The sequence below is a fragment of the Halocynthiibacter namhaensis genome (assembly GCF_000812685.1).
GTDB lineage: Bacteria > Pseudomonadota > Alphaproteobacteria > Rhodobacterales > Rhodobacteraceae > Halocynthiibacter > Halocynthiibacter namhaensis.
The window spans coordinates 31,901-53,849 of sequence record NZ_JWIF01000074.1; the positions used below are offsets into that span (position 1 = coordinate 31,901).

Genomic DNA, 21,949 nt, shown 5'->3' on the forward strand with positions numbered 1-21,949 from the left:
CAGGGGGTAAGGCGATGGGACACACAACGGGATCACAAGGCCTTGTGCCAGCGCCGCGCCCGCTTTCAGATTTGGGTCTGCACGCCCGGGGGGACTGGGATGTACAAATCTCAGGGCTTTCTGTTGATTCTCGCGACGTAAAGCCAGGGCATTTGTTTGCCGCTTTGCCTGGTGTGAAAGTGCATGGCGCGGAATTTATTCAATATGCATTGCGCATGGGCGCGGCGGCGGTTTTGACGGATCCCGAAGGGGCGGAAATTGCTGCGAGTGATCTGGCGTCTTACCCTGAGGTCGCGGTTGTCGTCGTGGAAGAACCCCGCGCTGCATTGTCGTATTCGGCGGCGCTTTGGTTTGGGGCACAGCCTGATGTTATGGTGGCGGCGACGGGTACGAATGGAAAAACATCCGTTGCCACATTCACCCGCCAAATTTGGGAAGAGCTTGACTTGGCAGCTGTGAACTTTGGCACCACTGGGGTTGAGGGGGCGTTTAGTGCGCCATTGAACCACACAACGCCAGAACCCATCACATTGCACCGTTTGCTGGCAAAGCTGAAAAGCGAAGGCATCACCCATGCCGCTATGGAAGCGTCATCGCATGGATTGGCGCAAAGCCGGCTCGATGGGGTGCGCTTGATGGCGGCGGCTTTCACGAATTTTAGCCAGGATCATTTGGACTATCACACCGACTTTGACGATTACTTCAACGCCAAAGCGGGCTTGTTTGACCGTGTTCTTTCCGATGACGGCACAGCGGTGATCAATATTGATGACTCGCGGGGCAGTGATATGTTGGGCATTGCGCACAGCCGTGGGCATCAAGTCCTGACCATTGGGCGTCGCGCGGATGCGGATCTTCGGATCATGGGGCAGCGATACGATGCCACCGGTCAGGATCTATTGTTCGAATTCATGGACAACAGTCACCACACCCGCTTGAAACTTATCGGGGGATTCCAAGCCGAGAATATCTTGGCAGCCGCTGGTTTGGTGATCGGCACCGGTGTTCCGCCAGAAGAGGTGTTTGAAACATTACCACGTCTGGGAACCGTGCGCGGGCGGATGGAATTGGCCGCAACGCGGGACAATGGCGCGCCTGTATTTGTGGATTATTCCCATACCCCGGATGCGATTGCTTCGGCGTTGAAGGCGCTGCGACCTCATGTGATGGGACGTATTGTGGCGATCGTTGGGGCTGGTGGGGACCGTGACACAACCAAACGTCCTTTGATGGGGCAGGCTGCCTGCGAGAATGCAGATGTTGTTTTTGTGACCGATGACAATCCGCGGTCCGAAGATCCGGCGGTGATCCGTTCTGCCGTGATGCTGGGCTGTGCGAAAGTGACAGGTATCACTGCTTTGGAAGTTGGCGATCGTGCAGAGGCAATCCTGCGCGGTGTGGATGCGCTGGGGCCAGGGGATGCTTTGCTTATTTGTGGCAAAGGACATGAAACGGGTCAGGTCGTTGGGGATCAAGTGCTTCCATTTGACGATTGCGAACAGGCAAGTGTGGCGGTTGCCGCATTGGAAGGGCGACTGACATGAGCTTGTGGACAGCGAAAGACGCGACGACTGCGACAGGCGGTCGGCCCGTTGGGGATTGGTCTGTTAATGGGATTTCAATCGACACACGTTCGATTGCGCCAGGTGATTTGTTTGTTGCCCTCAAGGCCGCGCGCGATGGCCATGATTTTGTTGCCCAAGCCCTTGCAAGAGGTGCGGGGGCTGCATTGGTCAGTCGGATCCCTGATGATGTTCCTGCGGATGCGCCCTTGCTGGTGGTCGATGATGTTTTGACGGCGCTTGAGAATTTGGGGCGCGCAGGGCGTGCGCGTTTTACGGGGAAATTGGTTGCCGTGACCGGATCCGTAGGCAAAACATCCACAAAAGAAATGCTGCGTACGGTTCTGACACGCCAAGGGCAAGTGCACGCGGCCGAGGCGTCGTTTAACAATCACTGGGGGGTGCCCATTACATTGGCACGGATGCCGGCGAACGCAGATTTTGCGGTGATTGAAATCGGCATGAACCACCCCGGCGAAATCGCGCCTTTGGCAAAAATGGCGCGTCCGAACGTGGCGATGATCACGACGATTGCGCCGGCGCATTTAGAAGCATTTGACAACATTGAAGGGATCGCACGTGAGAAAGCGGCGATCTTTGAGGGATTGGACGTTGATGGGATCGCGGTATTGCCGGGGGATATCTCGACCAGCGATATCCTGAAAAGGGATCAATCGAACGCGATCCTGTTTGGCGAAGGCGATGAGCCTTGGAAACTTAAGTCGGTTCAACTGAATGCAGGGCAAACGATCATTCAAGCTGATATCCCAGCGGGCGAGCTGCTGTTTAAGCTGGATTGCGCAGGGCGTCACTTCGCCCGCAACGCAATCGGGGCGCTTGGCGCGGTGGCGGCTCTTGGGGCAGACGCAAGTATTGCCGCACAGGATATGGTCCATTGGATTCCACCTGAGGGGCGGGGCCAGCGCGAAGTCTATTGTCTTGATGAGGTTGGGGGCGAGACGTTCATTTTGTTGGATGACGCCTTTAACGCCAATCCGGCATCAATGGCAGCGGCATTGGAAGTGCTTGCGTCAGAATCGGCGGCGACCCGACGTGTTGCTGTGCTTGGGGATATGTTGGAACTTGGCCCCACTGAAATTGATGATCATATCGCTGTCGCTGATCATGACGTTTTGTCAGATGTGGATCTCGTGCATTGTGTTGGCCCTCGGATGAAAGCTTTGTGGGATATTTTGCCTGCGGATAAGCGCGGACTGCATGTTGAGGCGGCGGATGGCTTGTTACCTGAATTGCGTAATCTGTTGCAACCTGGTGACGCTGTCTTGGTAAAAGGTTCAAAAGGGATAAAGGTCAGCCTTGTGGTTGACGCACTGCGCAAGCTGGGTCATCCGCTGCAGCAGAAAACGGAAGGATAGGGTAAGATGCTGTATTGGTTAACGGAGCTTTCAGACGGCGGGGATTTTTTCAATCTATTCCGCTACATCACCTTCCGCGCAGGCGGGGCGTTTTTTACCGCACTTCTGTTTGGGTTCATCTTTGGGCGTCCCTTGATCAATTTGCTGCGTCGCAAGCAATCTCATGGGCAGCCGATCCGCGAGGATGGCCCTGAAAGCCACATTTTGACCAAGGCTGGCACACCGACAATGGGCGGTGTGCTGATCTTGGGAGCACTGCTTGTGGCGACCGTTTTATGGGCCCGTTTGGACAATGGTTTTGTCTGGATGGTGTTGTTTGTCACCGCAGGATTTGGCCTGATTGGATTTGCGGATGATTACGCAAAAGTCAGCAAAAACAACACTGACGGCGTGTCCGGCAAGATCCGTTTGGCGGCTGGGTTTGCAATCGCTGCCACGGCTGGCTTTTGGGCGCTGACCTTGCACCCGGAACCTTTGGCAGGCCAACTTGCGCTTCCGGTTTTTAAAAACACGCTGATCAATCTAAGTTGGTTTTTCGTGCCCTTTGCGATGATTGTCATCGTCGGATCAGCCAATGCTGTGAATTTGACGGATGGTTTAGACGGGTTGGCAATCATGCCTGTGATGATCGCTGCTGGCGCGCTTGGTGTGATTGCTTATGCGGTTGGTCGGGTCGACTTTACTGAATATTTGGACGTACATTACGTGCCTGGCACGGGCGAGTTGTTAATCTTCGTGTCTGCTTTGTTTGGCGGGGGCTTGGGTTTTCTTTGGTATAATGCCCCACCCGCCGCGGTCTTCATGGGCGATACTGGATCCTTGGCGCTTGGCGGCGCATTGGGATCGATTGCTGTGGCCACGAAACATGAGTTGGTTTGGGCCGTGATTGGCGGTTTATTCGTGGTCGAAGCCCTGTCCGTGATCATTCAAGTTCTGTACTATAAGCGCACTGGCAAGCGGGTGTTCTTGATGGCGCCGATTCACCACCATTTTGAGAAAAAGGGCTGGGCCGAGCCACAGATCGTGATCAGGTTTTGGATCATTGCATTGATCTTGGCTTTGATTGGTTTGGCGACATTAAAGGTACGCTAAAAGAACGGGCGGGTGCCCTGTTCGCTACAGCGGGCACTTTTGAATATTTGTAGTGGATGAAAAGGGCACAGCCCGACAGGAGAGCGCGATGATACCGGTACAGGGATTTGAGGGCCGCAAAGTTGGCGTATTGGGATTGGGGCGGTCTGGCTTGGCTGCGGCTGCCGCGCTTGAGGCCGGCGGCGCTGAGGCGCTTTTGTGGGATGACAGTCAAGAAGCGCGCGATATCGCTGAGGGCAAAGGTTTCATTGTTACAAACCTTATGCGTGAAATGGATGAGTTGGCGGCTTTGATCGTTTCTCCCGGCATTGCGCATCTTTACCCAACACCCAACCCTGTGATCGCCGCGGCTTTGGCCGCTGGTGTGCCGGTGGACAATGATATTGGCTTGTTCTTCCGATCCTTTGCGACGTCGGAATGGGCCGAATTGGAGGTCACGCCAAAGGTGATTGCGGTGACGGGATCTAATGGAAAATCTACGACCTCTGCTTTGATCCACCACTGTCTTGAAGTCGCGGGAAAGCCCTGTCAGTTGGCCGGGAATATTGGCCGGGGGGTGTTGGATATTGATCCAGCCCATGACGGCGAAGTTGTGGTGCTAGAGCTTTCATCTTATCAGACAGAACTTGCGCGCAGTTTGACCCCAGACATTGCTGTGTTCACGAACCTTTCCGAAGATCACCTAGATCGCCATGCGGGAATGGGAGGTTACTTTGCCGCCAAACGTCGTTTGTTCGCCGAAGGCGGGCCTGATCGCGCAGTGATTGGTGTGGATGAGATCGAAGGTCAATATCTGGCCGGACAGCTTTCAGATGGCATGTCGGACGATCAGGTCATCCGCATTTCTGTAACGGGCAAGGTTGGCGGCATGGGTTGGAATGTCACTGCCAAAAAAGGCTTTCTCGCTGAACGTCGCAAGGGCAAGCAAATTGGTTCTATTGATCTGCGCGACATGCGTGGATTGCCTGGGCGGCACAATCACCAGAATGCCTGTGCGGCCTATGCGGCGTTGCGCGCCTTGGGGATTGCGCCACGCGTGATCGAGAAAGGCTTTGAGAGCTTCGGCGGCTTGCCACACCGTTCTCAGCACCTTGGTGAAAAGAACGGCGTTGCCTTTGTGAATGACAGCAAAGCGACAAATGTGGATAGTGCTGCGCAAGCATTGCAGGCGTTTAAGAACATTCGCTGGATTGCGGGTGGGCTTGGCAAAGATGGTGGGATTTCCGGATTGTTGGAACATCTTGGCAGCGTCAAGAAAACCTATCTTATTGGCCATTCCGCGCGCGATTTTGCGTTGGAATTGGGCGAGGTGGATTACGCGATTTGCGAGGTGATGGAACGCGCGGTTGAAGCAGCTTTTGCTGAGGCTGAACCGGGTGACACAATCCTATTGGCCCCAGCCGCCGCGAGTTTTGACCAATATCCAAACTTTGAGCTGCGCGGAGATGCCTTCGCTGCGGCGGTTGCGAAAATTCTTAACAGTTAATTGCAATCCAACGGGTAGATCATGCCGCGTGGTGGGGGCTGTTGTTTGGGGAATTTGGGCATCAGTTGCAATCTGCCGGATGGCATTTGCATCTGTTCCAGCGGGTTGATCGCCTGCGCATTGTCAATCCACCAATAATCCCGCCGTCCGCCGGATGGGGTGGTTTCACTTTCCCAAGTGAGATCATCTAAGGCGTCTGCACGAATTTCCCACAATTCGAAATGGGTTTCCGCGCGAAATCGGGGCTGATTTCCGGGATGTCGTGTTTTGCCAATGGTATCGCCAAGTTCAAGGCGCTCACCAGGCTGCAAATCCTGCATGTCGCCCCGTTGCAAATGGTCGAATTCCGACAACCAGATGTGGCCTGTGTCGGGATGGCCCAAATCGCGGGGAAGATGCTGGATCAATATGTTCCAGTCTTCGCCCCAACTGTGATCACCGCGCCAAGTGGCGACCACGCTTCCGGATGCGGGGCTGACCACTGTGTCGCCAAACGCGCCGAAATCGATGCCGACATGCGGGGTCTCGCGCATGCTTCCATCGAGATCATACAGGTCGCCAAAGAAGGAGGTGATCTTTCCGCATGTCATCCCGTCGGGATAGGTCAGTATTTGTTCGGGCTTTCGTGGTTCAGCCGTTGAGGCTGGGGCGGGAGTGAGGGCTGTTAGCATCGCCAGTATGTATCAATTCGATGCCGCAGCCGTTCCACAGGCCACACCCGATGCCCAGGCCCATTGGAAATTGAACCCACCAAGCCAACCCGTGACATCGACGACTTCGCCAATGAAATATAGGCCGGGAACGGATTTAACTTCCATGGTTTTTGAGGACAGCGTATTCGTGTCAACGCCTCCAAGCGTGACCTCTGCGGTGCGGTAGCCTTCGGTGCCGGATGGGGTCATCGCCCAGTTTCGCAGCTGAGAGACCAGCGCATCAATGGCCACGTCGGAATGATCTGCCAAGTTTCCGCTGCAGTGCAATTCTTCCGTCAGCAATGTTGCCAATCGCTTGGGGAAATATTCCGACAGTGCGCGTGTCATGCCGATGCCGCCTTTGGTTTGACGTTGGTTCTTTAGTTCTGCGGCAAGATCAAGATCGGGTAGCAATGACAGCGAGATCGGCTCGCCCTCGGTCCAATAGGATGAGGTTTGCAACACCGCCGGACCAGATAGGCCGCGATGGGTGAACAGAAGGGCCTCATCAAAACTGGTGGTGCCCGCGGTGATGCGCGAAGGAACGGCAAGACCTGCAATAGATTTCAGTTTTTCCAACAGCGCACCTTGGAAGGTAAAGGGAACAAGCCCGGCGCGTGTGGGAATGATGTTGAGATCAAATTGTTCCGCGATCTCATATCCATAGCCCGTTGCGCCCATTTTAGGGATGGATTTCCCGCCACAAGCGACCACAAGTTTCCGACATGTCAAAGGGCGTTCATTTGCGTGCAGCTGAAAGCCATCTTTGTGACGGCGGATGTTCGAGACGCGGGTGTTTAACTGTAGCGCAACGTTTGCGGTTTTCATTTCGGCAAGCAACATGGCGATGATGTCCTTGGCCGAGTTGTCACAGAACAATTGGCCCAAGGTTTTCTCGTGCCAGGTGATGCCGTGGCGATCCACCATTTCGACAAAATCCCATGGCCCAAAGCGGGACAGGGCGGATTTGCAGAAATGTGGATTTTGGGACAGGAAGTTATCTGGCCCGGCGTACATATTGGTGAAGTTGCACCGCCCGCCACCGGATATTCTGATTTTGTCACCGGCAGATTTTGCGTGATCCAAGACCAATATGCGCGCGCCAAAACGCCCTGCGGTTGCTGCGGCCATCATGCCTGCGGCACCGGCTCCGATGATGATAACGTCGTAATCCATAACGACCTATGACCATGGACGGCGGAATTGTGCAAGAGGGCAGGCGCGGGCTGGTCAGATCGTCTCAAACGCGCTACAGTTGGATTTAGACCCGGACAACCGGGCGCGATTGAGCAGTCGCACATTTTGATGATCACCAGAGCAATCTGGGGAAGAAACGTGTTGGGCCCTGATTTATGGGCCTCATTTGAGGCAGAAGAGGCATTTTCCATGACTGAGATGGTCTTTGGCGCAGTTCCCGTCACCCGTGGTGAACCGGTATTGCCACGGTGGTGGCGTACGATCGATAAATGGACTTTGACCGGCGTCTTGATCCTGTTTGGGATCGGGATTTTCTTGGGCCTTGCTGCATCCCCTCCGCTTGCCGCGAAGAATGGCTTTGCTGCGTTCCACTATGTTGAACGCCAGGCGATCTTTGGCGGCATGGCTTTGACTGTCATGGTGTTGACGTCGATGATGTCACCAAGTCTTGTGCGTCGCTTGGGCGTTTTGGGGTTTGTCTGTGCCTTTATTGCCTTGGCCCTGCTGCCTGTTTTGGGTACAGATTTCGGCAAAGGCGCGACACGTTGGTATTCGCTTGGCTTTGCGTCTGTGCAACCCTCTGAGTTCTTGAAGCCCGGCTTTGTGATTATCGCCGCATGGCTGATGGCCGCGAGCCAAGAAATTAACGGCCCTCCTGGTAAAACCATGTCGTTTGCATTGACCGTGGTGGTCTGTACTTTCCTCGCTTTGCAGCCTGATTTTGGTCAAGCATGCCTTGTGTTGTTTGGCTGGGGTGTGATGTATTTCGTGGCAGGCGCGCCGTTTGCTTTGCTAGCCGGAATGGCGGGTGCTGTGGTTTTTGTCGGAATCGTCGCTTATAATAATTCTGAACATTTCGCACGCCGCATTGATGGTTTCATGAGCACCGATGTCGATCCCACCACGCAAATGGGATATGCGACAGATGCGATCCGTGAAGGTGGTCTGTTTGGCGTTGGCCTTGGTGAAGGCCAGGTTAAATGGTGGCTGCCAGATGCCCATACCGATTTCATCATTGCTGTTGCCGCAGAAGAATACGGCCTTGTTTTGGTGGTGATCATCATCGCGGTATTCGCTTTGATCACACTGCGTTCATTACTGCGCTTGATGCGAGAACGCGACCCGTTCATTCGCTTGGCGGGCACGGGCCTTGCTTGCATGTTTGGTGTGCAAGCCTTCGTGAACATGGGCGTTGCCGCACGTATCTTGCCTGCAAAAGGCATGACGCTTCCCTTCGTAAGTTATGGTGGATCGTCTTTGATTGCTGGTGGCATTGCACTTGGCATGTTGTTGGCACTGACGCGCGAGCGGCCACAGGGCGCAATTGGTGATCACTTCCGCCGGGCTGGCCATTACAGCGGTCATCCTGTTCATACTCGGGGTTAAATACGAATGACTAAAACACCATTCATGGTAATTGCTGCTGGCGGCACGGGGGGGCATATGTTCCCGGCCCAAGCGTTGGCTGAAGAGATGTTGCGCCAAGGTTGGCGGGTGAAACTGTCCACGGATGGGCGCGGCGCGCGTTATACGGACGGGTTTCCGCATGTGGTTGAAATCGAAGAAATCACATCTGCGACCTTTGCGCGTGGTGGCAAACTTGCAAAGCTTGCTGTGCCTTTCAAAATCCTAGGTGGCATCCTTTCCATGACCCTACGCATGATGCGTGACAAGCCCGATGTGGTTGTGGGGTTTGGCGGCTATCCGGCGATCCCGGCTGTGACCGCGGCTTGGATGCTGCGTTTGCCTCGGATGATACATGAACAAAACGGTGTGCTTGGGTGGGTGAACAAACTGTTTGCCAAGCGGGTTGATACGGTTGCTTGTGGCACATGGCCAACGGATTTGCCCGCAGGCGTCGAGGGTTTTCACACGGGGAACCCTGTGCGGGGCTCAGTGCTTGAAAAAGCCGGGGCACCGTATATTCCGCCGGGTGATTATCCGATGAGCATACTTGTGATTGGTGGGTCCCAGGGCGCGCGAATTTTATCTGATGTCGTTCCTGAAGCCATCGCAAACCTTCCAATAGATATGTTGCGCAACATCAATGTTTCACATCAAGCGCGGGGCGAAGATGAAGATCGTGTGCGGGCCTTCTATGACCAAGCGGGCATTCGTGCAGACGTGCAACCATTCTTTCGAGATGTGCCGCGACGCATGGGCGAAGCGCAGCTTGTGATCAGCCGTTCAGGCGCGTCTAGCATTGCGGATATCAGTGTGATTGGGCGTCCGTCCGTGCTGATCCCTTTTGCTGCTGCAACGGGTGATCATCAGACTGCCAACGCGCGTGGGTTGACCGAAGCGGATGCCGCGGTGTTGATCCCAGAATCCCTGCTTGATTCCGCGACGCTCAGCAGGCATATCACGGCAATTCTGGAAAATCCTGATGCCGCAATTCAGATGGCGCACAGCGCGCTGGAACAAGGTCGACCGGATGCCACAGAAGCGCTTGTCGCTCTTGTTGATAAATTATCTCCTGCCACGCCGAACACATAACAGTTTGGTGCCTAACGTATAGAAAGTACCGATATGAACGCCGCAGCCACCAAACTTCCCATTGAAATCGGTCCAATCCATTTTACGGGAATTGGCGGTATCGGCATGTCGGGGATCGCGGAAGTTCTGCTTGAGCACGGCTATACGGTGCAGGGGTCTGATCTGAAAGCATCCAAAATCACCGCACGCCTTGAGCGCCTTGGCGCAACAATTTTTGTCGGTCAGAAAGCAGAGAACCTTGAGGGCGCTGCTGTGGTTGTGATCTCATCCGCGATTAAACCGGGCAATGCGGAACTGGACGAGGCACGCCGCACGGGCATGCCTGTTGTGCGTCGCGCTGAGATGCTTGCTGAGTTGATGCGTCTCAAGTCTAACATTGCGGTCGCGGGCACTCATGGCAAAACCACCACCACAACAATGGTTGCGGAATTGCTGGTCAAAGGTGGCATTGATCCAACAGTGATCAACGGCGGTATCATCCACGCTTATGGTTCTAATGCACGTATGGGCAAAGGGGATTGGATGGTGGTTGAGGCCGATGAATCTGACGGCACATTTAACCGCTTGCCAGCGACCATCGCGATCATCACCAACATCGACCCGGAACACATGGAACATTGGGGCGATTTTGACGCTCTGCGTCAGGGGTTTCGTGATTTTGTTGAGAACATTCCGTTTTATGGCATCGCGGTTTGCTGCACGGATCACCCAGAAGTGCAATCGTTGGTTGGTAAAATCACTGATCGCCGTGTTGTCAGCTTTGGATTTAACCCACAGGCCGATGTGCGTGCGGTGAACCTTGAGTGGAAAGCTGGCGTTGCGCATTTCGATATCGAGTTGAATTCTGAGGGCACTGTGATCGAAGGCTGCACCTTGCCAATGCCGGGTGACCACAATGTGTCAAATGCGCTGTCTGCCGTGGCGATATCGCGCCATCTGGGCATGAAACGTGATGAAATCCGCACCGCTTTGGCTGAGTTCGGTGGCGTGAACCGCCGCTTTACCCGTGTGGGCGATGTCAACGGTGTGACCGTGATTGATGACTATGGTCACCATCCGGTTGAAATTAACGCAGTCCTGAAGGCTGCGCGCAATGCAGTGTCCGAAGGCGGGCGCGTGCTGGCGATCCATCAACCGCACCGCTTTTCTCGTCTACATGATCTGTTTGAGGACTTCTGTACCTGCTTTAACGACGCGGACGTGGTGGGCATCACCAATATCTTTGCCGCCGGGGAAGAACCGATTGAAGGGGCTGGCCGTGACGATTTGGTCGCGGGCCTCACGACACATGGCCATAAAAGCGCCCATGTTGTGGATGATGAAGCTGGCATGATGGAGTTCCTGAACACCCATGGTCAGCCCGGCGATATGCTGGTTTGCCTTGGGGCGGGAACGATTTCCACTTGGACGAATGCCTTGCCTGAAAAGGCCTGAACCGGATCATAGCAGATCCCTGAAACAGAAAAGAACCTGACGCTGATGGCCGTTCTACCGCTCTATCTGATTGCTGTGATTGGTCTTGGTTGGTGGGTGAGCAATATCGCGGTTGCGATTTCCCGACGTGCCGCGCATGTGACAGCTGCGGTGATTTTGACTGTCGTGTTTTTTGGTTGCCTGTTAGGGGCGAATTTGGACAAGGACACCTCAGATCTTATGCCGGGGGATATGTTCATAGTCTTGTTTGTACTCTTTGGAGGACCTATGTGCATTGCATTCGGGGTGGGGTTGCTTATTGCGTCGATGCGTATACGTCGACATGCGGAGGCAGGCGAATGACTACATCTCTGATCCTAGCCTGTGTTTGGGTTATTGCGGCGACGATAACGGCGCTTTTGCCGATGCGGTTGCAGTTTCCTCCCGGGCTGAGTTTGTTGGTTATCGCACCGTTTTTGATTGGGTTTATAGGCTTTGAACATGGTGTTTGGCTGGCTTTGGCTGGGTTTCTGGGGTTTGTATCTATGTTCCGCCGCCCGTTGATTTTTTATGCACATAAATGGAGCGGGCGTGCCGCTGTTGGCGCGACGCAGACCGAGGATCGTTCATGATCAGTATTTCCCTCGCCCTTGCCTGTATTTGGATGATTTCCGCCAATCTTCTGGCGATGCTGCCATCGCGCGATAATTATTGGACCAGAGCGTATTGGTTGATGGGCATTGGCGTGCCGCTGCTGGGGTTTGTCTGCTGGGAGAACGGCCCTTGGCTGACGTTGCTGGTCATGGCGGCGGGCTTGTCAATGTTGCGCTGGCCCATCGTCTATCTGATGCGCCGGATCCGGCGTCACTTGGGCGGTCAGGAATGACATCTGGATACGACACGTCGGCCAAGTTCGACACGCAAGGTGATCTGACCCAGTTCTGATCCGTTGGTTCAGTTACTGGATTTATTGCCACTATAGCACCAAGATACAGGATCAATGGCGTTACAGATTCTGCCCGCATCCTGATCCCGGAAAATATACTTCCAGATCAGGAGCGAAGCAAAAACACAAACATGATTACAAATACTATGCAGCCTTTGTCGCGTCAAAAGGTTGCTATTTCGTGACCGAAATAAGAAATTTTCAAGATTGTTTTGGGTGCAAAATTTGTTCATTGTGAAAATATGATAAAAGCTAAAGATATCAACGACGCAGGCGACCTGAAGCTCTGGTTAACCCAGTTCCCAACTGAGACGCAGGAAGACCAAGATTACCTGCGCAGTATTTCCATTCAGATTGCCCATCGCGCCGCCGCACGCGTGTTGCCTTTAGAGTGGCAATTCGAAGGGGCGCGCAAGAGCAGCTTGAACGATTTGCTGTTCTTGCGTTGCAATCTGATCTCCGGTGGTGCCGGCGCTATGCCGCCTAAGGCAGTCATAGGCTTCGGCCGTGCCGTTGACACTGTGCAGGCCACCTATGCCGTCCATGAGGGCTATGATACCGATCCGCGGATACTGTCATTGCTGCCACTGCAACCGAGGTCATCGATTGTGCTGCCAACGTAGTACGTAACTTTATTGTCCCCGACGTTGCCTTTTACGCGGTCCGTGCCGCCTTTTGTGCGGACTGTGTGGCGATTGAAAATGGTGAAAACATCACGGGGCTGAAATTGTGGCTCGATGGGGGGAATGTCTTGGCTGGTGGGTGGGGGGATTTGTGTGTTGCACTGCGTGATCCTGCCGGTGGAAATGATCCGGAGGGATGGGAATTCTGGATTGATTTCTATGAAGGCCAGCTGTCCGGCCACCCTTTGCCTCTGGAGCTGATCAAAGATATTGCGATCAGTGGTGATATTGATTGGAAAAGTGACAACGCAAGCATCAACGCGGCGATTGGTGCGATTTACAGGCGTTTCAAGAAGGCTGCGAGCCACACAGTTGAGCGGTCTCAAACATGCTAGGGGCAATAACAGAGCCACTAGGGCGGCCTGAAGGTGAAATAATTCAAGAGGCCGTGTCGGCTTTTGACAATGGGTGACGCATTGGTTGCTGTGTGTTGCCGGAGTTGTGCATGGAGGAAACAAGTTTGCTCAGATCGGTAAAACGGTTAAAGACAGTGGCGTTTCCAGCAACTGAGGCCCCGATGACCGAACTGACCAAACTTTCCGATCTCCCGCAGGTGCGTGGCACGTTGACTGAAAATCGTGATCTGGCGTCGCTGACTTGGATGCGTGTGGGTGGCCCTGCGGATGTGTTGTTTCAGCCTGCGGGTATTGATGATCTGGCGCAGTTCCTCAAGGCGCTGCCTGCGGATGTTCCTGTGTTTCCCATGGGTGTTGGGTCGAATTTGATTGTGCGTGACGGCGGGATTGCGGGTGTTGTCATCCGGCTGGGGCGCGGCTTTAACGCGATTACGTTTGCGGATGGTGTCGTCACTGCGGGTGCGGCGGCGCTGGATGCCCATGTGGCGCGCAAAGCGGCAGAGCAGGGGCTTGATCTGACGTTCCTGCGCACGATACCTGGATCCATTGGCGGTGCCGTGCGGATGAACGCGGGATGCTATGGGCAGTATCTTGCCGATGTGTTCCACACTGCGACGGCGGTGACGCGTGAAGGTGATGTGGTTGAGTTAGGCGCGGGAGATCTGCAATTCGCCTATCGCCAGAGCGAACTTCCTGATGGGTGGGTTTTGACCCAAGTGCGTTTGAATGCTCCGTTGGGTGAGGCGGACGATTTGGTCGCCCGGATGGATGCGCAGTTGGCAAAACGTGATGAAACGCAGCCGACGAAAGATCGCACGGCGGGTTCGACGTTTCGCAACCCAGCTGGGTTTAGCTCGACGGGGCAGGCAGATGATACCCATGAATTGAAAGCATGGAAGGTTATTGATGATGCGGGCATGCGCGGTGAGCGTCTTGGCGGGGCCGAGATGAACCAGATGCATTCCAATTTCCTGACAAACCGAGATGGTGCCACGGCTGCTGACCTAGAAGGGTTGGGGGAACATGTACGGAAAAAGGTTTACGAAACCAGCGGTATTACGTTACAATGGGAAATTATGCGTGTGGGACGACAGCAGGCAGATTAACTGTCGCTCATATTTGCAGTCACTGGGAAGACCCAGGGCTGAAAGTTGTAAAACGCGATCCATAAAGGGCGTGAAATGGCCGAACATAAGGCCAAAGGCGGTTAGAGGTGACGATGTCGAGCAGGACAAGTCTCCGGATAGTAGTATTGATGGGCGGACCTTCAGCTGAACGCGAAGTGTCTTTGTCGTCTGGTCGCGAATGTGCGGCGGCTCTCCGGGGTGAAGGATTTGAAGTTATCGAGCTGGATCCTGGGAAGGATGCAGGGCAGGGCGCTGACCTTGTTGCGCGCCTATCTGAGGCCGCGCCCGACGTTGTGTTTAATGCTCTGCATGGTCAGTACGGCGAAGATGGTTTAATTCAAGGCCTGTTGGACTGGATGGGCTTGAAGTACACACATTCCGGCGTGTTGGCTTCTGCGATATCTATGGATAAAGAACGCTCTAAGGCGATTTTTCGCGCTGCAGGTCTCCCGGTTGTTGAAAGTATCGTGGCGACCGCGGAAGATGTGCGGGCGCGTCATGTGATGCAGCCGCCTTATGTTGTGAAACCTGTGAACGAAGGGTCCTCCGTGGGGATCTATATCGTGAACGAAGGGGCCAATACGCCTCCGCAATTGTCTGATGATATGCCCGAAACTGTGATGGTGGAAGCCTTCGCGCCAGGGCGGGAATTGACATGTACGGTTTTGGGGTCTGACTGCCCGCGCGCATTGGGCGTGACGGATATTATCACCGATGGTTGGTATGATTACGCTGCGAAATACGAAGCCGGCGGGTCGCGTCATGTGATCCCTGCGGACATCCCCTCGGATATTTACGCTGCTTGCCAAGATTTTGCATTGCGCGCGCATGCGGCGTTGGGCTGTACAGGCGTAAGCCGCACCGATTTTCGGTGGGACGAAGCCCGTGGGATTGATGGCTTGATCATTTTGGAAACAAACAATCAACCAGGCATGACCCCTACGTCTTTGACGCCCGAACAAGCAGCCCATGAGGGTATGGATTTCGGCGCATTTTGTCGCTTCCTGATTGAGGATGCGCTATGAACGACTTCCCCTCTGGCCCAGTCTTTGATCCTGCATTGCATGGACGTGCACGGCCACACCAACCAGAGCGCCCTCGGACCCAAGAAGAAATGGAAGCGGAAAATCAAGCTCGGATCCAAGCGCGTATCCAAGCACGCATTCAGGCCCATATTGAGACGCATGGTCATTTGCAGCCTGCATTCCAGCCAGCCGCCGCGCCGCGCCGCGCGGACCCTGCGCCAAGCCGTATGGCCTATCGCATGCAACGCTTGTCTTTGACGCCGTTGTTTCGAGGTTTTTTGCGCTTAGGCGTCCCAGCAATTGCTGCGATTGGGGTGGGGATGTTTGTTCTCAACAACGATGATGCGCGTGAGATTATTAACACTCAGGTTGAAAGCCTGCGGAATGCCTTTGAAGAGCGCCCTGAATTTATGGTGCAGGCGATGTCGATTGACGGTGCATCAGAAAAAGTTTCGGCAGATATTCGTGTTATCTTGCCGTTGGATTTTCCCCTGACCAGTTTCGACATGGATCTTGAAGACATGCGCCGCCAGATCACCGAACTGGCCCCGGTTGCTTCGGCCAGTTTGCAGGTGCGTGACGCGGGAATTTTGCAGATTGACGTGATTGAGCGGGTGCCAGCTGTTGTGTGGCGGGGACCGGAAGGTGTGTTTTTGCTGGATGCAGACGGGGTTCGCATTCGTGAACTTCTTGCACGTGCCGAGCGCCCAGATCTGCCCTTGGTTACTGGTGTTGCTGCCGCTGAAGCCGTGCCGGAAGCGCGCCGTTTGATGGCCGTTGCAGCCCCCTTAGAGCAGCGCTTGCGCGGGCTTGTGCGTGTGGGTGCTCGTCGTTGGGATGTGGTTTTTGATCGTGATCAGCGTGTGATGTTGCCAGCTGATGATCCTGTATCGGCGTTGCAGCGTGTTATGGCGCTGCATCATGCGCAGGACCTGCTGGAACGCGATATTACGACAATTGATATGCGCATCGCTGAGCGGCCAACATTGCGTTTGGCGCAGGGTGCAAAAGAAGAATTACAACGCATTCGCGCGATGATGAGTGAGTGATGAAAAGATTTATGCCGGGGTGTGAGGGACATATTTTGGCAAACGAGGCAAGGGATTAGCGATGAGCGGTCTATACGAAACACAACGAGCAATGCGCAACATGCGCAAGGCGGCGATGCAACGCGGTGTGATCGCGGTTTTGGATGTTGGCACATCAAAAGTGGCCTGCTTGGTGTTGCGATTTGATGGCAATGACAGGGCGATGGACCTTGATGGGGTCGGTCCTTTGGCTGGTCAAAGCGGCTTTCGCGTAATCGGAGCGGCGACAACACGGTCACGTGGTGTGAAGTTCGGTGAAATCGACGCGATTCAAGAAACGGAACGTGCCATTCGGACTGCGTTGCAGGCCGCACAAAAGATGGCGGACGTACGGGTTGATCATGTAATGACCTGTTTTTCAGGCGCCAATCCCCGCAGCTATGGCCTTGCAGGTGAAGTCGATCTTGAAAGTGGCCCTGTTTCTGAAGGCGATATCGCACGGGTTTTGGCTGGGGCGGATGTGCCTGATTATGGACAGGGGCGCGAAGTTCTACACGCGCAACCGGTCAACTTTGCTGTGGATCACCGGTCTGGATATGGAGACCCGCGCGGGCAGATTGGCAACCGTTTGGCTGCGGATCTGCATATGCTTACGATTGACGCGCATGTCATTCAAAATATTCTATATTGCGTGAAGCGCTGTGATCTCGAATTGGCTGGGTTGGCGTCGTCGGCCTATGTGTCCGGCGTTTCGTCCCTCGTTGAAGATGAGCAGGAGTTGGGTTCTGCTTGTGTCGACCTAGGCGGTGGATCCACAGGGATTTCAGTCTTTATTAAGAAACATATGATTTACGCTGACGCAGTGCGTCTTGGCGGTGATCACGTGACAGGCGACGTTTCTGTTGGGCTACAAGTGCCTTGGCAGACAGCTGAACGTATTAAAACATTGCATGGCGGTGTGGTTGCGACGGGTATGGATGATCGTGAGATGATCGAAACCGCCGGCGAAACGGGCGATTGGGAACATGATCGGCGACAAGTGTCGCGGGCGGAACTGATTGGTATCATGCGGCCTCGTGTGGAAGAAATATTGGAAGAGGTTCGCGCGCGCCTAGATGCGGCGGGATTTGAAAGCCTTCCTGGTCAAAAGATTGTGTTGACGGGCGGCGGCAGTCAAATTCCCGGATTGGATGGGCTTGCCAGTCGCATCTTAGGGCAGCAAGTGCGTCTTGGTCGACCCATGCGGGTGCAAGGATTGCCGCAAGCGGCCACAGGGCCAGGGTTTTCGTCTGCAGTTGGGCTTTCGCTTTTTGCGGCCAACCCGCAAGATGAATATTGGGATTTCGATGTTCCGACCGAAACTTACCCCGCACGCAGCTTGCGTCGAGCGGTGCGTTGGTTCAAAGACAACTGGTAGGTTCGAAAATCAGTTTTTCCGGGCCTGGGTCTTGCGATTCTGGCGAAATCCCGCGCAAATGGATTGGTAAAACACAATATTTTGTACTTAGGTGACTTTTTTAGGTGACGTTGCGCGTTCGTCACGGTAGAATCGTCCAAACAAAGATTATTCGATCAGGCAAATCAGTGGGACAACTGGGTCAGATCAGATGGTAACAAACAGGCGGATAATAACATGGCACTGAATTTCACGAATTCCGATCAGGAAGATCTAACCCCCCGTATAACCGTTTTTGGTGTCGGTGGTGCGGGCGGCAATGCTGTCAACAATATGATCGAGAAAGAATTGGATGGCGTTGAATTCGTCGTCGCCAACACGGATGCGCAAGCATTGCAGAGCTCGCGTTCGCAGGCTCGCATCCAAATGGGCGTTAAAGTTACCGAAGGTCTTGGTGCTGGTGCACGCCCTTCCGTTGGTGCCGCTGCTGCAGAAGAAACGATCGAAAGCATTGTTGATCATCTTGCCGGCGCACATATGTGTTTTATCACCGCAGGTATGGGGGGGGGCACTGGTACTGGTGCCGCGCCAATTATTGCGCAAGCTGCGCGTGAATTGGGCGTGTTGACGGTAGGTGTTGTGACCAAGCCGTTCCAATTCGAAGGCAATAAGCGGATGAAGCAAGCCGAAGAAGGGGTTGAAGCCCTTCAGAAGGTTGTGGACACGCTGATCATCATTCCAAACCAGAACCTTTTCCGTCTGGCGAATGAAAAGACGACATTCACTGAGGCGTTTTCACTTGCTGATGACGTGCTTTATCAAGGTGTTAAAGGTGTGACGGATCTTATGGTTCGTCCTGGCCTGATCAACCTCGACTTTGCTGATGTTCGCGCCGTAATGGACGAAATGGGTAAAGCGATGATGGGCACCGGCGAAGCTGAAGGCGAAGATCGCGCTGTTCAGGCGGCTGAAAAAGCCATTGCGAACCCACTGCTTGACGAGATTTCTTTGCGTGGCGCGCGTGGCGTGTTGATCAACATCACTGGCGGTTATGACCTGACATTGTTTGAACTTGACGAAGCGGCGAACCGCATTCGTGAAGAAGTTGATCCAGAAGCTAATATCATTGTTGGTTCCACATTGGATACAACGCTTGATGGTATGATGCGTGTTTCCGTTGTTGCAACTGGTATTGATGCGCGTGACGGTTCGGCTGATATGCCTGTCCCGCGCCGCCGTTTGGCTGAACCTTTGGCGCAAGAAACTGCTGCTGAGGTCGAGGTGGCTGCTACGTCAACACCTGCTGACGTTACCGCGAATCCTGCGATGCCAGAACCTTCGCTTTTTAGCGAAATTGATGCAACTGTTGCGGCGGCTACGGCAGATCAGCTTGAGGGATCTGCATCTGATGATGCGCTTCCACCGCCCGCTTATCAACCTGCCCCGCGCATCGAAATGGCACCGACCGAGCCAGCAGCGTCTGAGTTTGTAGCACCTCGTGCACCTGCGGCAGGCACGCCATCTCCCGAGGCGCTTGCGCGTCTTCAGGCCGCGGTTCAAAATGCACCGACACCTGTTGCTGCGCCTGCTGTCGAAGCATTGGCGCCGCGCCCAGCTGCAGTCGCAGCGCCGCGACCGGTGGAACCCGCTTCTGAGCCTAAGCAACGCTTTGGGATCAACTCATTGATCAATCGGATGACAGGTCATGCAGGGGAGGGCGATGCAACGCCACGTCCTGCGATGGCTGCCCGGGATCTGAATTCTCACCCCGAGGAAGACAGTGACATGGAGCAAGAGCGGATCGAGATCCCTGCATTCTTGCGTCGCCAAGCGAATTAAATCCCTTTGGCAAGCACCTGTGTATTTCGAAATCAGCCCGCTTCCGCGGGCTTTTTTCTTTTGATATTAGTGGGTTGATCTGTGGTTGATCTTTTTAAGCGAAGAATTGCCTATGCTGGAAATCTGATGTTTCAGTTGGTTACAAAGATTGAATTGTCTCTTTTGGGCCGACGGCCTATCTATCTGCAGCGGGCAGAAAAGTCCGTGTTCAACCCGAGGTTCGTTTTGCAGACAACTGTTAAAAATTCCGTTAGCTTTTCTGGTACCGGCCTTCATTCCGGAAAACCCGCGACACTCACTGTGTGCCCGGCTTCCGCAGAATATGGCATTTGGTTCCGGCGCACGGATTTGTCTGGTAATACATTGGTTCCTGCGCGTTGGGATGCTGTGATTGAAGGTGCCGCGCTGTGTACTCGATTGCGCAATTCTGCGGATGTTGAGGTTTCCACCGTTGAACATATCATGGCTGCCCTTGCGGGTTGCGGAATTCACAACGCGTTTGTTGAGGTCGATGGACCGGAAGTGCCCATTTTGGATGGCAGCGCACGCCCATTCGTTGAAGGGCTGATGCGGGTCGGAACGCAAGTGTTGAATGCGCCAGTTCGCGCGTTTGAAGTGTTGAAAACTGTAGAGGTTCGCCAGGGCGAGGCCGTTGCCCGCCTTGAGCCATCCTCCAGCCTGTTCATCGACTTCAAGATTGAATTTTCCGACGCCGCGATTGGCAATCAGGGCAAAACTCTGAGCCTCTCGAATGGTAATTTTGTGCGTGAGCTCTGTGACAGTCGTACATTCTGCCGTCAAAGTGATGTCGACGCGATGCGTGCCAATGGGCTGGCATTGGGTGGCACCATGGAAAACGCGGTGGTTGTGGATGGGGCTAAGGTGTTGTCTCCTGGCGGCTTGCGTCATGATGACGAAGCTGTGCGCCACAAAATGCTTGATGCATTGGGTGACTTGGCATTGGCAGGCGCACCAGTTTTGGGACGCTATACAGGGTTTCGCGCGGGTCATGCGCTGACAAACCAATTGTTGCGTGCATTATTTGCCGATCCTAATGCGTTTCGGATGATTACTTGTAGCTCCGATACCGCTGCGCGCCTTCCCGGTGCTGGGTTGCATAAAAGTGATCTACCTGAAGCATCTGTGCAGGCTATCGCCTAAATCTGAATTTTGGCGGCGTCTCATTGCCCTTATTTTCTTGAAAATTATCCGTGGCTTGGCGAATGTCAGCCCGTTGTGCATCGAAATTATGCGAAACCCGTTTTGCCGCAGATTTTTCTGTGCTAGACCAAACAAGACCAAACCGGGTTTTGCCGGATAAAACGAATTTCAGGGTAGGCCTGCAGATGAAAACAGTGTTGAAAACCGTTAGTCTAATTGCTGTTATCAGTGTGTTATCTGCTTGCGGTAGTCGTGATGCGGAAAGCCCAAAGCGTGGCTTCTTGGGGGGCTTTTTTACCAATAAGAACGAAGAGCCATCGCTCGAAAGCTTCACCGCGGAAGAGATCTTTCAGCAAGCAGAATATGCGTTGGAAAACAGACGCAAGCCGGACGAAGGCATTAGGTTGTTTGGCGAAATCGAACGGCTATATCCATATTCTGAATTCGCTAAACGTGCATTGATTATGCAGGCTTTTGCGTATCATGGTGCGAATGATTTCGAAAACAGCCGTGCAGCTGCACAGCGTTATATCGATTTCTATCCAGCGGATGATGACGCGGCCTACGCGCAGTATTTGCTGGCTTTATCTTATTATGACCAGATCGATGAAATCGGTCGCGATCAAGGCCTAACCTTCCAAGCGTTGCAATCCCTGCGCACAGTGATCGAGCGTTATCCTGATACAGAATACGCCCGTTCCGCCATCTTGAAATTTGATCTCGCCTTTGACCACCTTGGGGCGAAGGAAATGGAAATTGGCCGGTATTATTTGTCACGCGGCCACTATGCTGCTGCGATCAATCGGTTCAGGGTTGTGGTGGAGCAATTCCAAACCACCAGCCACACCGCCGAAGCATTGCATCGTTTGGTCGAAGCGTATCTGTCGTTGGGCCTAACGGACGAGGCCCAGACTGCTGCTGCCGTTCTTGGTCACAACTTCCAATCGTCTGAGTTCTATCAAGACAGTCACAACCTGTTGACCGGGCAAGGGCTTGCGCCGAACCCACGTGGCAACAATTGGTTGGCCCAGATTTATCGTCAAACCGTGAAGGGGGAATGGCTCTGATCGGGCC

The 21,949-nt window shown here is 54.1% G+C and carries 20 protein-coding genes; 18 read left to right on the top strand and 2 right to left on the bottom strand.

Annotated elements, in window-relative coordinates; all coding sequences use genetic code 11:
* Positions 1 to 14 precede the first annotated feature (14 nt).
* From RJ38_RS16605 to murD, 4 genes are all read left to right on the top strand, one after another.
* The gene (locus RJ38_RS16605) at positions 15 to 1,544 is read left to right on the top strand and encodes a UDP-N-acetylmuramoyl-L-alanyl-D-glutamate--2,6-diaminopimelate ligase (RefSeq protein ID WP_052245506.1); all 1,530 of its coding nucleotides are present in this window, start codon (positions 15 to 17) and stop codon (positions 1,542 to 1,544) included.
* Positions 1,541 to 2,938, top strand: coding sequence for a UDP-N-acetylmuramoyl-tripeptide--D-alanyl-D-alanine ligase (locus RJ38_RS16610; protein ID WP_039019996.1), 1,398 nt, complete (start codon positions 1,541 to 1,543; stop codon positions 2,936 to 2,938). The genes RJ38_RS16605 and RJ38_RS16610 overlap by 4 nt, the downstream gene beginning before the upstream one ends.
* 6 nt (positions 2,939 to 2,944) lie before the next feature.
* Positions 2,945 to 4,030, top strand: coding sequence for a phospho-N-acetylmuramoyl-pentapeptide-transferase (gene mraY / locus RJ38_RS16615; protein ID WP_039019997.1), 1,086 nt, complete (start codon positions 2,945 to 2,947; stop codon positions 4,028 to 4,030).
* A gap of 88 nt (positions 4,031 to 4,118) precedes the next feature.
* Positions 4,119 to 5,516: a UDP-N-acetylmuramoyl-L-alanine--D-glutamate ligase gene (gene murD, locus RJ38_RS16620; RefSeq protein WP_039019998.1), complete on the top strand. Its 1,398-nt coding sequence runs from the start codon at positions 4,119 to 4,121 to the stop codon at positions 5,514 to 5,516.
* On the opposite strand, the gene RJ38_RS16625 is transcribed toward murD, so the two are convergent.
* Positions 5,513 to 6,187: a M23 family metallopeptidase gene (locus RJ38_RS16625; RefSeq protein ID WP_082005811.1), complete on the bottom strand. Its 675-nt coding sequence runs from the start codon at positions 6,185 to 6,187 to the stop codon at positions 5,513 to 5,515. The two genes, murD and RJ38_RS16625, sit on opposite strands and share 4 nt — an antisense overlap.
* A gap of 12 nt (positions 6,188 to 6,199) precedes the next feature.
* Complete coding sequence (locus tag RJ38_RS16630; protein ID WP_039020000.1) at positions 6,200 to 7,384, bottom strand: BaiN/RdsA family NAD(P)/FAD-dependent oxidoreductase; 1,185 nt, start codon at positions 7,382 to 7,384, stop codon at positions 6,200 to 6,202.
* 210 nt (positions 7,385 to 7,594) lie between these two features.
* Here RJ38_RS16630 and RJ38_RS16635 point away from each other — a divergent pair, with 210 nt between their 5' ends.
* The 14 genes from RJ38_RS16635 (at position 7,595) to RJ38_RS16705 (ending at position 21,942) form a co-directional block, all read left to right on the top strand.
* Positions 7,595 to 8,791 (top strand): peptidoglycan glycosyltransferase FtsW, encoded by a 1,197-nt coding sequence (locus RJ38_RS16635; protein ID WP_052245534.1) that lies wholly within the window; start codon positions 7,595 to 7,597, stop codon positions 8,789 to 8,791.
* Positions 8,792 to 8,797: 6 nt separating this feature from the next.
* Positions 8,798 to 9,901 (top strand): UDP-N-acetylglucosamine--N-acetylmuramyl-(pentapeptide) pyrophosphoryl-undecaprenol N-acetylglucosamine transferase, encoded by a 1,104-nt coding sequence (locus RJ38_RS16640; RefSeq protein ID WP_039020001.1) that lies wholly within the window; start codon positions 8,798 to 8,800, stop codon positions 9,899 to 9,901.
* 33 nt (positions 9,902 to 9,934) lie between these two features.
* Positions 9,935 to 11,335, top strand: a complete 1,401-nt coding sequence (murC, locus tag RJ38_RS16645; RefSeq protein ID WP_039020002.1) for a UDP-N-acetylmuramate--L-alanine ligase — start codon at positions 9,935 to 9,937, stop codon at positions 11,333 to 11,335.
* A 338-nt stretch (positions 11,336 to 11,673) separates the two neighbouring features.
* Complete coding sequence (locus RJ38_RS16655) at positions 11,674 to 11,946, top strand: DUF2484 family protein (protein WP_039020004.1); 273 nt, start codon at positions 11,674 to 11,676, stop codon at positions 11,944 to 11,946.
* Complete coding sequence (locus RJ38_RS16660) at positions 11,946 to 12,200, top strand: DUF2484 family protein (RefSeq protein ID WP_039020191.1); 255 nt, start codon at positions 11,946 to 11,948, stop codon at positions 12,198 to 12,200. The genes RJ38_RS16655 and RJ38_RS16660 overlap by 1 nt, the downstream gene beginning before the upstream one ends.
* A 302-nt stretch (positions 12,201 to 12,502) precedes the next feature.
* Positions 12,503 to 12,883 (top strand): hypothetical protein, encoded by a 381-nt coding sequence (locus RJ38_RS16665; protein ID WP_156121916.1) that lies wholly within the window; start codon positions 12,503 to 12,505, stop codon positions 12,881 to 12,883.
* A 65-nt stretch (positions 12,884 to 12,948) separates the two neighbouring features.
* A complete protein-coding gene (locus RJ38_RS16670) occupies positions 12,949 to 13,278 on the top strand; it encodes a hypothetical protein (RefSeq protein WP_039020006.1) in 330 nt (109 codons plus the stop codon).
* A 182-nt stretch (positions 13,279 to 13,460) separates the two neighbouring features.
* Positions 13,461 to 14,405, top strand: coding sequence for a UDP-N-acetylmuramate dehydrogenase (murB, locus tag RJ38_RS16675; protein WP_039020007.1), 945 nt, complete (start codon positions 13,461 to 13,463; stop codon positions 14,403 to 14,405).
* Between the two features lie 113 nt (positions 14,406 to 14,518).
* A complete protein-coding gene (locus RJ38_RS16680) occupies positions 14,519 to 15,451 on the top strand; it encodes a D-alanine--D-alanine ligase (protein ID WP_082005812.1) in 933 nt (310 codons plus the stop codon).
* A complete protein-coding gene (locus tag RJ38_RS16685; RefSeq protein ID WP_238321747.1) occupies positions 15,448 to 16,500 on the top strand; it encodes a cell division protein FtsQ/DivIB in 1,053 nt (350 codons plus the stop codon). Before RJ38_RS16680 ends, RJ38_RS16685 begins: the two co-directional genes overlap by 4 nt.
* Positions 16,501 to 16,561: 61 nt before the next feature.
* The gene (gene ftsA, locus RJ38_RS16690; protein WP_039020009.1) at positions 16,562 to 17,896 is read left to right on the top strand and encodes a cell division protein FtsA; all 1,335 of its coding nucleotides are present in this window, start codon (positions 16,562 to 16,564) and stop codon (positions 17,894 to 17,896) included.
* 216 nt (positions 17,897 to 18,112) lie between these two features.
* On the top strand, positions 18,113 to 19,714 hold the full coding sequence (gene ftsZ / locus RJ38_RS16695) for a cell division protein FtsZ (RefSeq protein ID WP_039020010.1): 1,602 nt from the start codon (positions 18,113 to 18,115) through the stop codon (positions 19,712 to 19,714).
* A gap of 225 nt (positions 19,715 to 19,939) precedes the next feature.
* A complete protein-coding gene (gene lpxC / locus RJ38_RS16700; RefSeq protein ID WP_039020193.1) occupies positions 19,940 to 20,875 on the top strand; it encodes a UDP-3-O-acyl-N-acetylglucosamine deacetylase in 936 nt (311 codons plus the stop codon).
* 185 nt (positions 20,876 to 21,060) lie between these two features.
* Entirely contained in the window at positions 21,061 to 21,942 is an 882-nt protein-coding gene (locus tag RJ38_RS16705) for an outer membrane protein assembly factor BamD (protein WP_039020194.1), read from the top strand.
* The last annotated feature ends 7 nt before the right edge of the window (positions 21,943 to 21,949 follow it).

Coding starts and splice junctions, on each gene's coding strand:
- ftsA (WP_039020009.1), top strand. CDS start 16,562: ATGAGCGGTCTATACGAAACACAACGAGCAATGCGCAACATGCGCAAG.
- murC (WP_039020002.1), top strand. CDS start 9,935: ATGAACGCCGCAGCCACCAAACTTCCCATTGAAATCGGTCCAATCCAT.
- mraY (WP_039019997.1), top strand. CDS start 2,945: ATGCTGTATTGGTTAACGGAGCTTTCAGACGGCGGGGATTTTTTCAAT.
- RJ38_RS16630 (WP_039020000.1), bottom strand. CDS start 7,384: ATGGATTACGACGTTATCATCATCGGAGCCGGTGCCGCAGGCATGATG.
- murB (WP_039020007.1), top strand. CDS start 13,461: ATGACCGAACTGACCAAACTTTCCGATCTCCCGCAGGTGCGTGGCACG.
- murD (WP_039019998.1), top strand. CDS start 4,119: ATGATACCGGTACAGGGATTTGAGGGCCGCAAAGTTGGCGTATTGGGA.
- RJ38_RS16635 (WP_052245534.1), top strand. CDS start 7,595: ATGACTGAGATGGTCTTTGGCGCAGTTCCCGTCACCCGTGGTGAACCG.
- RJ38_RS16680 (WP_082005812.1), top strand. CDS start 14,519: ATGTCGAGCAGGACAAGTCTCCGGATAGTAGTATTGATGGGCGGACCT.
- RJ38_RS16685 (WP_238321747.1), top strand. CDS start 15,448: ATGAACGACTTCCCCTCTGGCCCAGTCTTTGATCCTGCATTGCATGGA.
- RJ38_RS16605 (WP_052245506.1), top strand. CDS start 15: ATGGGACACACAACGGGATCACAAGGCCTTGTGCCAGCGCCGCGCCCG.
- RJ38_RS16705 (WP_039020194.1), top strand. CDS start 21,061: ATGAAAACAGTGTTGAAAACCGTTAGTCTAATTGCTGTTATCAGTGTG.
- RJ38_RS16625 (WP_082005811.1), bottom strand. CDS start 6,187: ATGCTAACAGCCCTCACTCCCGCCCCAGCCTCAACGGCTGAACCACGA.
- RJ38_RS16610 (WP_039019996.1), top strand. CDS start 1,541: ATGAGCTTGTGGACAGCGAAAGACGCGACGACTGCGACAGGCGGTCGG.
- RJ38_RS16655 (WP_039020004.1), top strand. CDS start 11,674: ATGACTACATCTCTGATCCTAGCCTGTGTTTGGGTTATTGCGGCGACG.
- RJ38_RS16640 (WP_039020001.1), top strand. CDS start 8,798: ATGACTAAAACACCATTCATGGTAATTGCTGCTGGCGGCACGGGGGGG.
- ftsZ (WP_039020010.1), top strand. CDS start 18,113: ATGGCACTGAATTTCACGAATTCCGATCAGGAAGATCTAACCCCCCGT.
- RJ38_RS16665 (WP_156121916.1), top strand. CDS start 12,503: ATGATAAAAGCTAAAGATATCAACGACGCAGGCGACCTGAAGCTCTGG.